Source organism: Aliivibrio sp. 1S128 (assembly GCF_001691065.1).
Classification (GTDB): domain Bacteria; phylum Pseudomonadota; class Gammaproteobacteria; order Enterobacterales; family Vibrionaceae; genus Aliivibrio.
Map to the genome: position 1 here is coordinate 166,874 of NZ_MAJV01000025.1, position 13,375 is coordinate 180,248.

At 36.6% G+C, this 13,375-nt stretch carries 9 protein-coding genes; 2 read left to right on the forward strand and 7 right to left on the reverse strand.

Translation table 11 applies throughout. The annotated features are described in order from the left end of the window. Positions 1-13: 13 nt before the first annotated feature. On the reverse strand, positions 14-1,711 hold the full coding sequence (locus tag A6E03_RS05130) for a type I secretion system permease/ATPase (RefSeq protein WP_065591933.1): 1,698 nt from the start codon (positions 1,709-1,711) through the stop codon (positions 14-16). Between the two features lie 181 nt (positions 1,712-1,892). Here A6E03_RS05130 and A6E03_RS05135 point away from each other — a divergent pair, with 181 nt between their 5' ends. Further along, complete coding sequence (locus A6E03_RS05135; protein WP_141676910.1) at positions 1,893-3,371, forward strand: DUF3131 domain-containing protein; 1,479 nt, start codon at positions 1,893-1,895, stop codon at positions 3,369-3,371. After that, positions 3,364-4,161, forward strand: a complete 798-nt coding sequence (locus A6E03_RS05140; RefSeq protein ID WP_065591932.1) for a family 16 glycosylhydrolase — start codon at positions 3,364-3,366, stop codon at positions 4,159-4,161. Before A6E03_RS05135 ends, A6E03_RS05140 begins: the two co-directional genes overlap by 8 nt. Before the next feature lie 29 nt (positions 4,162-4,190). Here the strand turns inward: A6E03_RS05140 and A6E03_RS05145 are convergent, their stop codons facing one another. The 6 genes from A6E03_RS05145 to A6E03_RS05170 are packed head-to-tail and all read right to left on the reverse strand — an operon-like array spanning position 4,191 to position 13,235. Continuing rightward, the gene (locus A6E03_RS05145) at positions 4,191-6,344 is read right to left on the reverse strand and encodes an ATP-binding cassette domain-containing protein (protein ID WP_065600311.1); all 2,154 of its coding nucleotides are present in this window, start codon (positions 6,342-6,344) and stop codon (positions 4,191-4,193) included. A gap of 2 nt (positions 6,345-6,346) precedes the next feature. Beyond that, entirely contained in the window at positions 6,347-7,927 is a 1,581-nt protein-coding gene (locus A6E03_RS05150) for an ABC transporter ATP-binding protein (protein ID WP_065600312.1), read from the reverse strand. Further along, entirely contained in the window at positions 7,927-9,291 is a 1,365-nt protein-coding gene (locus A6E03_RS05155; protein ID WP_065591929.1) for a TolC family protein, read from the reverse strand. The genes A6E03_RS05150 and A6E03_RS05155 overlap by 1 nt, the downstream gene beginning before the upstream one ends. Next, positions 9,291-11,516, reverse strand: a complete 2,226-nt coding sequence (locus A6E03_RS05160) for a response regulator (RefSeq protein WP_065600313.1) — start codon at positions 11,514-11,516, stop codon at positions 9,291-9,293. The genes A6E03_RS05155 and A6E03_RS05160 overlap by 1 nt, the downstream gene beginning before the upstream one ends. 6 nt (positions 11,517-11,522) lie before the next feature. Then, positions 11,523-12,851, reverse strand: coding sequence for an HlyD family type I secretion periplasmic adaptor subunit (locus A6E03_RS05165; RefSeq protein ID WP_065591927.1), 1,329 nt, complete (start codon positions 12,849-12,851; stop codon positions 11,523-11,525). A 54-nt stretch (positions 12,852-12,905) separates the two neighbouring features. Then, positions 12,906-13,235, reverse strand: coding sequence for an Hpt domain-containing protein (locus tag A6E03_RS05170; RefSeq protein WP_065592046.1), 330 nt, complete (start codon positions 13,233-13,235; stop codon positions 12,906-12,908). Positions 13,236-13,375 lie beyond the last annotated feature (140 nt).

Here is a 13,375-nt window from a genome sequence, read left to right on the forward strand (position 1 = left end):
TCACTATCCTTATTTACGCGGTTTGGGGAACGGCATCAGTAGGGGTATCAATGCCAGACATGTCTTCTAAAAACAGTTTAGATGGTCCTGCTTTTTGCACTTGTCCTTCTTTTAATGAAATAACCCAATCCATTTGGCGTAAAAAACCAGGGCGATGACTTATCATTATTACCGTAATTTTTTTCTCTTTGCAGTATTGAAGAACAATCGCTAAAGCAATCTCACCCTCAGGGTCAAGATTCGAGTTAGGCTCATCGAGCACTAAAATGGAAGGATTAGAAAAAATAGCTCTAGCTAAAGCGATACGTTGCTTTTGACCACCAGAGAGTTGAGAGCTGCCGCCTTCTTCTAAATAGGTATCGTAGCCTTGAGGAAGAGAAATAATTAATTCATGAATGCAGGTTAGTCGAGCAGCAGCGATAATGTCTGCGTCTGGAGCCTCGGTAAAACGACAAATGTTTTCAGCAATGGTGCCAGACAATAACCCGACTTGCTGAGGTAAATAACCAATATGTTGCCCAAATTGTTTTTCAGGCCAAAGGTGAATTGCAGCACCATCGACTTTGATTGATCCAATACTTGGGGTATGGATCCCCATTAATAGAGACACTAATGTTGATTTCCCTGAACCAGAATTACCCAAAATAGCGAGCGCATTACCATGCCCTAATTTAAAGTTGATATTTTGTAGAACCGGTTCTTTTCTGTGTGGCAGTTTTAAACCCACGTTTTGAAAATGTATGTCGCCTTTGGGGTTTGGCAAGGTGGTTTTAGCGGCATTCTCTTCTGCAAAAGAAAAAGATCGCAGGCGTTGATAAGCTTTGAATGCGCTATACCATGATTTCCAACCGTTTACGGCTTGCTCAAAAGGCGCTAATACTCGCCCCATAATGATAGAGCTGGCAATAATAGCGCCTGTTCCTATGTCTTGTTGCAATGCGAGCATAACCCCGACGGTTAAAATCAATACTTGTAATATGGTTCTAAGGTAGCGGCTGATAGCAAGTAATTGGCCAATGCGAGAGTTTACGATCCATTGCAGGCCTAACATTTTTTGGTTTTGTTTATTCCAATATTTCCCAACGCTTTCAGCCATACCCATTGCTCGAAGTGTCGAGGCGTTTCTAAGGTAATCATTTAATTCTAACGTTGTTTTAGCCGCAACTTTATTACTCTCAAGAGTAGAGGCTTTTGCAGAGTGCATCATTATGACGGCAAGCACGATAAATATGACGCAACCCGATAGCGTTATTAATCCAATGGCAGGGTGAAGCATAAAGAGAATGCCAAGAAAAAGCGGGATCCAAGGCATATCAAAAATGGCTGCACTAGAAGGTGATAATAAGAAACGTCTTATCTCAGACATATCTTGTAAGCCTTGTTTGCTTATGTTTTTGGATATGGCGGACTGCCGAATACTTTCCGATAGCATCATTGAGCTGATAGCGACATCCAGCTTTAAACCAGAACGCTGTAATAGGATAATACGAAAATATTCAACAACCGCTTGGGCGGTTAATAGAAAAATAGCGATAAAAAGTAATGCATAAAGAGTATCCAAGCTAGAGCTACCAAGTACTCTATCGAATAACTGTAAGCTGTAGAGAGGCAAAGTGAGTACCAAAAAATTAATCGCACAACTGAACAACAATGCGAACGAAATATCTTTCTTTGTCTCTGATAGTGATTTTTTTAGCTTATCCTTAAACAAAAAGACACCTCAATAATTTAGAATCATTCAATGAAATCAGTATAGGAAAAAGAAACTAGGATCCGTAATTAGAAGTGGCACTTTCTTCATATCTCAATAAATGATGTGGGTTGTACCATTCTTTTTTACGAAAATGCATTTACTTATCCTATGCTTAGATAATACACACAGAGGAGGTGTGATGGGGCAAATTGGTGTCTGGAGTAATAGAATAGGGATTATTTTTTCCTTGCTCGCAACAATGGTCTTTGCAGACACGGATTCCCCTAGTTTTTATGGGAAGCGAGCGGTCGCGCCTATTGAAAACGCCCCTGAATCTCCAGTATTAACCTTTCAGCGTCGATCTATCGTTATTACTCCGACTCAAGACCCTATGTTGAGTGAGGTAGCGATTAAAGAGAGCGTAAAAACAGCGACAATCAGTGAGTTAAATGCCAAGCATAGTTCGTCTAATTCAATCGAGAGTTCAACCGATTTTTTGCCATTAATCGAACTTTCTCGTAATGAAAAATTACTTGCCAAAAAAGCACATTATTATTTTGAACGTAATTGGAATAAATCTACCGGGTTTACCGATTCGGTCCAAGGGTACCATCATGTCACCATGTGGGATGTTGGTAGTGATATCAGTGCTCAGTTATCACTAGAAGGGCTAGGCCTACAATCGATTGAACTTACCAATACGAAATTAGAGCGCTTACTTAATACTTTGCTCACAATGCCGCTATACCAAAATAAACTTCCCAATCGAGAATACAATACCAAAACAGGAAAGCCATCTGGTCGATACAGTAAAACGAACAATAACGGAAATGGGTGGTCGGCATTAGACATTGGTCGGTTATTGATTTGGTTGCATATCCTTACACAAGAAAAGCCGCAGTTAGCCCCTTTAGTGAATGATATTACAATCGCATGGTCATTGGCTTCTGCGGTACATGATAAGACGTTATATGGCACAAAATTAGGAAGCAAAGGGGAATATTATCGCCAAGAAGGGCGTTTAGGTTATTTGCAATACGCAGCTTTTGGTTTCTCTTTATTTGGCTTTGATGTCAGTGCCAGTTATGAAAAGAAAGACGTAACACAAGTCAATATTGAGGGCATTCTATTTTATATTGATGATCGAAATATGCCTTTTTCAACGCCGGATCCTTATGTATTAACGCGGTTGGAATTGGGCGATTTTACACAGTGGTGGGAGCAATTAGATACGATTTATCTTTTGCATAAACAAAAAGAAAAACAAACGAAAAGGGTATGGGTATTTGCAGAAGATGCTATGAATAGAACGCCATGGTTTGCTTATAATAATCTTTTTTTCTATGGTAAAAGTTGGTTGAGTACTTCATCGGGAGGAAAACCGGTTGAAGTGTTTCAAACATTCAGCAATAAAGTCGCGTTAGGGTTGAGTGTTATTTATGACGATGATTATTCAAAACGATTATCAGAACGCGTGGTGAGTAATAGCTTAAGTTATCGCTCAATACCTACTGGTGTGTATAGCGATCGTTCAATCAATACGGCCTATAATATTAATACTAACTCAATGATCTTATCTTCGTTGTTATACAAAATGAGAAATAGGACAGCCATGCTACCAACAAGTATTATTCGTCATAATGAATCAAAAGATCTCGTTGGAGGGAGTAATGAATAGATATGGCGTGTTTTTGGTTGCCGGCTTTTCTTCTTTTTTTGTGGAGGCGTGTAACGTGGATGAATGCAATGGTGATTATTTTTTTGACCCATTAAACGATTTGAATGAGGGGTTGTTTGAACGTTCTCACCATTGGAGTAATGGATTCCCTTTTACAAATCGATGGGAAAAAGGAGCGATTAATTTTTCAGATGACGGCATGAAAATAGAGTTAAGTGACGATCCAAAGAAGAATGAAAAATATACATACCGCTCTGGTGAATTACGCAGTCGTCATTTTTATGGTTATGGTTGTTTTTCTATTGAAATGAAACCGGTCTCTTCGCCAGGAATTATTACGTCATTTTTCTTGTTTTCAGGGCAGCACGATAAATATGAAGGGAGTAATGCCCAACATAATGAAATAGATATAGAATTTGTTGGCAAACATACAGAGTCCGTCCAATTTAATTTTTGGACGAATGATAATGATTATTCTAGTAATAATGCAGTTCTAATTCCCTTAGGGTTTGATGCCTCTAAGGCGTTTCATGAATATGCTATGCGATGGAAGAAAGATCGTATTCAATGGTTTGTGGATGGTGAAATGCGTTATGAGGTACTGCAATCAAAAAGTAACCCTATTCCAACCGTGAGCGATTCACGCTTAAAAATCATGGCGAATGTTTGGCCTGTAGACGATAAACTAGCCTCATGGGCAGGGAAAGTGGATATTTTAAATCAACCATTAAATGGGACTTATCGGAACCTATCTTTTACACCAGATAAAGGGTGTAGAGGCGATAAATAAATTATCGACTCTACCGTATTAATTTTAAATTAAGTTAACATCGCGGGGGCGGCTTGCAATACTTTATCTGGCGTCCCATAGAATTTCTGAGAACCCTCTTTTTCGAGTAACAAACAGAAATCAGACGTTGCCACCATTGACTTACTTGTTGTAGTAAAAATAACCGTACTGTTTGCCAGATATTCACTGAATAAAGACGTTAAATATTTACTGTTCTCATGCTCTGATCCAACGAAAGGTTCGTCTATTATGACGACTCTTTTTCTGCAATAGCCAATGCCAATAGCAAGTGTCAGTTTTCGTTGTATTCCATCTGGTAATGATGAAAGGAAATCCGCGCTTAGTAGCGTATTTTTTCCATTAGGAAGATAAGGCAATAAATCCAAAAAGTTTAGCATGGCATCAATGAAGGTTGGTGGAACGTAACCATTATAGATGGTGTAATTAGCATGAACGGTTCCATGATATAAATGCATATCAAAGGGAACATAGCAAATACTGTTACGAAAGCGGAAGTTGTTGAATTGGTTTATGTTGTAGCCATCAATTAATAACCGCCCTTGAAAGCGCGTTTCAATACCACTCAATATATTCATTAAGGTAGTCTTACCGCTGCCCGATGGCGCACATATTGATATTTTACTGCCAGCTTTTATTGCAAAAGAAAGGTTTGTTAATCCCTTACTCACACCTTGATAACGGTGTGATAAACCTGAAATTGATAATTCGCCACTAAACTCATGGATGGGTGTGCTTTTTTCTATGCGACTTTTATCATCATCTAAAGACATTAATGCATTTATTTGGGCAGTTGATGCCTTGATAGTGTCGATTTTAGCCAATGAGTTATATATCCCCATAATCGGCGTTAATGTTTTCCAAACTAAGATAATGATGGCAAGCATTGCCCCAGGATTAGTATCTCCAGCCATTACAGCTGTTACTGCAATCACAATGGTTGTTGTCCCAATGACCTGAATAAAACTGCTTCCTAGTTGCTGTATTTTCGAGTTAGTCACTGAAACATGATGAGAATCTTGTAAGCGTTGAGTTAAGGCTGAATTAAAGCGAGATTTAATTACTGACAGTAACGGTAATTTTTGAATTGAGTTGACGTTGCTTAATATTTCATTCCATTGGTAAGACACCATCGCGTTGGCTCGAGAGCTTCTTGATGTCGCTTGCATATAAATATATCGAGCATAAATACAGAATAACATCATGATAGCGATACCAATAATTACGGTGATCGCAGCACTGCCAGACATGATGAAAATAGCGATTAAGAAAATGAAAATAAAAGGTAAATCAAAATAACTTAGGCTTGATTCAGCAGTAACGAGTTGACGAAATTGGTCAATGTCTTTTAAACGAGCAAGTTGAGAGGAAGTGGCGGCATTAGAGGTCAAAGAATAGGGCAGCCAAAGTAATTTTGATATGACTTGATAAGAGATATAACGGGCAAGTTCTTGACCTGATGTATTTAAAATAGCCATTCGTTGTTTTTTAAATAAATACTCCATGCCTGCGATCACCACGGCGCCAGAAGCAAGCCAATAAAGGGTTGAGATAGAGTCAGCAGTTAATGCAAAGGTATATACCCCCATAATAAAAAAGGGCTGCAAGGTGCCTAACAAGCTAATTAAAAGGCTTAATAATGCAAGGCTTTTGAATTCATTGTTGTAGTGATAGAAAACATGCTTTATCCAATTTCGCTTGTCTTGTGATTCTGGTGGTGGCTCTCTAAATAAACGTGAATATTTAGAAATAGCACATACCTTAGCAATCAATTTTCCTTTGGCTTCACTTTCTATCGTAATGTCATTTTCATAGTCATACAAATAGAGAATATCATCGTCAAAATTTAAGAGAATATAGTGCTGTTCATGTAAGGTAATAAAGCTAGGGCAATCTATCGCTAAGAGTTGGTCTGCATGGGTGATATTACTTTCAATGCATTGGTAGCCAAGTCGAGTCAGTGTTTTATTAAATGAAATAACGTGGTCGTGATCAGATAAAAACGCATCAGAAAGAATATCTGGGGTTCCTTCCCATTCAAGCGTGACTAAAGTGTAAGCCAATCCAAGTAATAACGGATTTTCTGAATAACGAGTATGAAGGTGTCCATTTTTAAAGTGATGGAGACGCTCTTGTATCTCATCAAACGCAATTAATGTATCCATACTTAGGCCACCTCATTGATAGGGGTATGCTGAATTTTTACGTCCGTGTCTTTAATTTTATTACTGACGATCACAAACAAATAAGATTGAATGCGAGGACGAAGACAAGACAGTAAATTTAGGCTGAAATCATCATCAAAGACCAAATCAAAATCATCAATAAGAATGATCTTTTTATTACTTAATAAGGCTCGCACAATGAATAAAGCAAAATTCACTTTTCGAGAAAAAGGTTTAATACCCGTGGTTGTTATCTCGGTATAAAAACCAAGTCTGAGATCGTCAATGTCACTTTTTATAGAGAGTGCCTCACAAAGAGAATAGGCAGCTTTATGCAACTGAGGTCGAAAACAGGTAATGTTATCAATAATGGTCCCATCAACAAAGGTGCTGTTTTTATCCACTAAAATCACATTACTTATTGTGTCTGATTGATAATAGTTTTCTTCTTTTAATCCATTAATAGATAAATGACAATCTTGAGTTAATGGTTTATTCGTAAAAGCTTTTATTATTGAGGATTTTCCTGAACCAGAAGGGCCTGAAATAATAGATATTTTTTCAGCCGTAAAATGGTAATCGTTGCTGCCATGGTAACTTAATACTCGAGGGGTAGCCTGAGGCGCAATGGTTCTTTGTTGACCCTCTTCCATTGATAAAATGTCATTAAGGCGTTGGATATAACTTTTATTTACTCGCCATTGGCTGATGGTTCTCATCGTTTGTTGGTATGGGGAAAAGTAGCGATTAGTTAATAGAATGATGGCAGCCATCACACCTTGACTGATCTCTAGATTGATTACCGCTATCGCACTGCTTACAACGGTAAACGTTACCGCTAATTGTTGAATTAAATGCAAAGTTAAATTAAAGCGAGATTCTTGTTTTTCAAATTCAGTGGTGTGATGTTCTCTCTCGTTTACCATCGTCTCCATTAGGTTTTCTAAGCGATACTCCATTGAGCGACTTTTAATATCTAGAGGGTAAGAAATGATTTCAATCACTTTAGAGTTGGTGATGCCTTCAATGTCGGATTTTTTCTCCATTAATTTAATTTTTGTCTTTGATAAGCGTAAAGAGACAAGCAATAAAAACAACGAAGCCAGAGAGAGTATAACGCCAGCTCCGGGATTAATTATGCTAATGATCACCAACGTAATAAAACACGTAAAGGCATTAATAGCCGAGCGAATAAGGGCGCCACTAAAGAAGGATTTTAAACCGGGAATAGCCGTTAATCTTTCTAAGTATTCCCCTGTCTCTAATTGTGTAAATAATGATAAGTTTGAATGACAAATGGCGTGAAATAGTTGGTTAGTAATTTTCTTTTCAAACCGGTTTCCAATACGAGAGACCATCGCGTCTTCTAAGTTTTTTACTTTATAATCTAAGAAGATGGCGACTAAAATAATGGAAAAAATGAAATAGAGTGAAGAGCTTGAGTTATTAGGTAAGATACGGTCAAAAATAATTAGAATAGAAAAAGGCAGCACTAAGCCTAGTAAGGTAGTCGTTAGGCTTGAAGTAAACAAAAATAACGCATCAAATAACCCAAGTCGTGGTAAATAGTGGAGTTTGTTCATTACTTCACTCCTTCTGATGTAAATCGTTCTAATAGAGTAATATCAAAAGTGTCACTGATGGGTTCCATTCTGTTTGAAATTTCTTCAAGGGAAGCAAGATCAACGGATCCAAATAATGCATATAACTTCGTCATGTTAATGATGTAATCGTATTGATTTGAATGGTATTCACGGATGTTATCGTATAAATCTGATTCAGAATTAAGTAAATCAGTCAGTGTTTTTGTGCCTAACTTAAATGCCCTTTGATTGCCTTTATAAACAAGGTAATTAGATTTGATTATGGATTTTAAAATAGCTAAAGATTCTACATTAGTGTTGATACTGTAGATAAGTTCTTCAAAGTTGACGCGATTATCATTTACGGCTTGATCGTATTGTGATGAATATTGGTTAATTTTTGTTTTACTTTTTTGATAATCGTAATAATCCGAACCACCATTCACAATCGGTATATCTAACGTCAGTGCATAGGTAGCGTCGTCGGTTTTTGAACGATCAAAATTACTGTCGGTGTATTCATAATTTGCTGATGCAGATAATGTTGGATAGAAATCAGAACGAGATTGAGTAAGTGACCGTTTCGACTTATCTAAATTAGATTTTGCAATCGCAATATCATAGTTACTGCCAATCAAATTCTTCTCAAGTGTGCTTTTCTCATAGTAATCAATTTCCGTATATTGATTATTCAGTTTTACATCATATGATGGCCTGATAGGAGCCTGAGTGGTGGATTGTAACTGCACTAAAGCAAGATTAATGCGTTTACGAATGTCAGCTAATTTCTTATAAGTTGATTCTTTTTGTGCTTGAGTTTCATACACATCAGTTTTAGGTAAATTGCCTAATTCATTGTTACGACTGATTTGCTTTAATCGCGCTTCTGATGAGCGAAATTGAGCGTCAGTTGCTTTTTTTTGAGAGTGGTATTTCAAGTATGAGAAATAATTGTCTACCACTTGAATGATGATGTCGTTTACGATCTTATCGTGCTTTAATTTATTGATTTGTAAATCAATACCACTCTCTTGGTATGAGCGAATTTTCGACATATCTAAAATGGTTTGTGATAACGAAACACGGTACCCATAACTGTTATATTCACTGTCTGAGGGGGTGTTAGAATCGACGTTTGAATCATTCCATGTCGTATTTGCGCTGGCATTAATGGTTGGATAAAAGAATGCACCACTAATACTTTGGTCAAATTCAGAGGAGTCGACTTCGTATTTAGAGTTGATGATTTGATAATTATTCTTTAACGCTTCATTGATTAAGGCTGATAGTTCACTCGCATTAAGAGAAGGCTGCCAGGAAACGAATAAGCTAAAAATAATAAATGTACGGTTTGTTTTTGTCATTAGCCTACTTTCCTTATGGCCATGTACTTCTTAATGACGGCGTATATTTCTTCATTTTTATACGGTTTGCTGATGACGTAATCCATACCCGCATCAATACATTGTTTGTGTTCTTTATTACTGGTTAATGCAGTTGCACCGATAATGGTGGTTGGTGGCAGGTGATGCTCTTTTTCATATTGACGAATTAACGAGGTAGCTTCCATCCCTCCCATGCCCGGCATGATGCAATCCATAAAGATAATGTCGAAATTGTTTTCTTTTACCAAGGCTAAGGCTTTTGCTCCATCATCAACCCCTTCACTTTGGAATTCAAAACCGGTAAGAATTTTATTTAAAATGAACTGCTGTACTTTATCATCTTCAACGATTAAGAATCGGCTAGTGATCTCTTCTGCCTTTTCTGAATCACTGTTAAGTGTCGTTATGATATTGTCGATAAAGTCGATAGGGGTGAATGGATGATAAAACACGTAATCTACATGGTTATAAATATCATCAATATCAGCTGAATTTGAAACCGATAAGAAGAGTTTAATGTTTCGTTTACTTAATCGTGCTTTTAACGTCTTACAGAAAGAATCGAGAGTAATCCCCTTAATTCGGTCGGTTAAGAAGATGCCATCATTGGCGCTTAATCGTTTCATCGATTTGAAGATATCATTAGCGGTATGAGCAATAATTACATTGGCCCCTTGATTGGACAAGGTATTGGCAATGACATCCACCTGAATGCCAGAGGCTCCGCACAATAAGATAGTTTTACCCGCTAAACGATTATTGTGTGTTTGGTATTCAGAGGTATTGACATCAAAAGAGACATGGAGTTTTTCGGCATAACCTAAATCTTGCGTAATGGCTGTGTAGTTATTAATACCATTAAGTAAGTTGTTAGATAGCTCGTTGTTAGTTACATTTTTTTCAGGAGCCTGATCCCACGCTAACGTATCTATGTTTTGAATTGCATTGTAATCATCTAAATACAGATACAATGTAAAGTGTATGGTGAGCTTATCTACACGATCAGAGCTACTACAGCTCGCATTTAATAGTATTTTTGGCTGGTTAGAGGCCGAGATCATATTTGATATTTGTAGCAGTAATAACCAAAATAACCCCGTTTGATTACCGTACATTTTTAGTGGAATTGCATTATCGACAAAACATTCAATTTCTTTTGATTGTTGCTTAGCTTTGGTTGACGTTAATACGATTAATTCACTCATTAAGTGGTAAAAATGAATGGTCTTATTGTGGCTCATTGCATCAATGTTTGAGAGGCGATTAAAGTTATCGGCAAGGTTTTCAAGTGTGTTGGTGGCAGCCATTATTTCTTTTGCTAATAGCGCACCGCTTTCATCGGCGTCTTTAATTAACAATTTTACGCCACCTTGAATGGTATTGGTAATGCCGCGAACCTCGTAACCTAATAGATTATATAAACGTTGGTATAAATCGGTCTTTGATTTTTGTTCTTCAAGTTGTTCATAACTAGAAAGCAGTTTGGCATAGATGTTTTTTTCAATACTACTGGTCGATACATTTGATATCCGTTCTTTCACTTTGTCGTGATCAATGGTTTTTAAATCATTAGAAATACTTTTAAATGTACTTGATATACGGTTCTTTTCTGTATGAGCGGCACGTATTAATTTGGTGTTCAATAAGTAATAAAGTGCAAAGACTAAGATCAAACTGCCGTTTAGCATAAGTAGAGTATAAAGATGATTATCTTGTTTCTCTTTGCTTAATCTGGCGTGATTTAATAATAAGCTGTCTATGATGGAAGTGCTGTTTGTGAAGGCGACGCCCAGCGATTGTTTGAGCTCATTTATATCAAAAGTACGATTATACTTTTTGATATAAAGTTGTATTAAATCAAAACCTAAAATACCTGAGGAAGACGCGAGAGATTTCTCATTGGCAATGAGGGCATGAAAATTATCAATCTCGTTGGATAATTCATTCGTGAATAGTTGAACTTGTGCCGTACTGCAATTTGAATCATTTCGAGTACAAACGTCCAACGTTGCATTTAATCGACTGATGCTATTTAAAATCTCTCTTGATTTATTTACGAGCAACACTTGTACTTTACTTTCGCTATTATCAGCAGCTGATAGTACTTCACGAAGAGAATAAGCGCCTTGTGCCAGTATTATCCCTAAAGTGATAAAGAAAAGGACATGAATAAATGGGGTATTAGGCTGAAGGAATCGTTTCATTATTCATTACCTTTCATCAAAAGATTCATCTAGTGCTGCCATGACTGGTTTCAAGGCGTAATCGATAATTTTTCTGCTGCCTGTTTTTATATCAGCAGTAAATTCCATATAAGGGGAAATATGATATTTAATGCCGTTACGCTCTAAATAATTCTGAGTGATGTTGACTTTGGCAAGGTAATATTCTTCTTCTTTTTCTTCATAAGAACTGCGAGAAATAGACGAAATGTTACCCGTAATTACGCCATATTTAGCAAAGTTATACGCATCAAATTTTAATTTTACTTCTTGGCCTTTTTCAATAAAGCCGACATCTTTACGAGGGATTTTTACCTCAGCATGAAGCGTATTTCGTAATGGGGTAATATCAGCAATACTGTCACCAGGGGAGATTATCGCGGATAAATAGTTGTAATTCACTTTATCAACAGTGCCATCAACGGGAGAGAATACTAATAAGCGATCTACTTTATCGCTAATGGTCGGTAATTGAGTGAGTTTAATATTTAGCTGCTTATTTACCTCGGTTAATTTGGCGTAATAATCGGTATTACGTATTTTCTGAGTATCATCAAGCAGTTTTTCAAGGCGAGTTAATTGAAATTCTTCATTTAATACGGCTTCTTGTAGATTTTCAATTTCTCTTACCATGTTCATGTGCTGAACCTTCATATTGAGCACGTCAATATAAGATGCCATTTCTTCATCATACAATTGTTGTTTTATTTTCAGCTGCTGTTTAATTAAACTTAATTGGGTATTCGACGATTTTACTCGACGCTGCATTGAAGCAATGAGGCTCTGTTTATGTTTTATGTCATGCAGAATTAACTCATCACCAGAACGATTTCGGTTATTTTCTTCTTCCCATGATAAGGAGTGGGTTTCTACTAATTCAGGAAATTGGTTAAAAGGGATGAAATTAGGCGTAATATTATTGATTAGAGCGTTGTATTTTTGTTGCTCAATTTGCAATCCTGTAATCTCATATTGAGTTGAATTTAACTCAGACACTCGATCTTTTGAAGTTAATAGAGCAATCTTTTGTCCTTTAAAAACTAAATCACCAGGGGATACATACACTTCATTTAAAATGCCACCTTCTAGGTGTTGTACTTTTTCTACATCGGAATCGAGAAGGGCTTCACCTCGTGTTGAAACGGTAATATCAATACTGGCTTGAGAAGACCAAACCAATAAAAAAAGAGCGAAGACAACAAGAATGATAAATATTTTATGAGTAGAGACTTTTTCCTTTTGGTCGCTCGTACTGTTAAATCGCTCAATATGAGTATTGTTAATGGATTTCTCTATAATCTTATTTAAATTACTCATGAGCTAAATTCATCCTTGTTCTCATCTTACTAATGCTATTACTAACGTATTATGTTAACTAGAAAGGTGATTCCTCATTTGCTCTTTTATTTTATTTAATCCTTCTATTACCGTATCTATTGTCTCTTTATTTGGCGTATTTTCTGTTTTTGCTGCGGCTTCTATTTCTTTAATTTTAGGCAAAATATCCATCTCACATAAATTTCCTAGAGCCCCTGAAAGCGTATGAGAGGTATGAAATAATGCTGATAAATCATTGCTTTCATATTGGGTTAATATGATGTCTCCCGTTGTTGCATTTTCCTCAAGGTAAAGCTCAAATAATTGTTGGGTAATTTCTTTATCTCCCCCAAACATGTCATCTAACATTTCTATATTAATCACAGCCATTAACCTATTAATTCAATACGTATGATTACTATAGGACAGAAGTTCTTATTATCCATAATAAATTTGTTTTTTGGTTTTTTGAGTCACTGTTTCCTATGCTCTCTTATGAATCACATACTCTTTATTGGTATGTT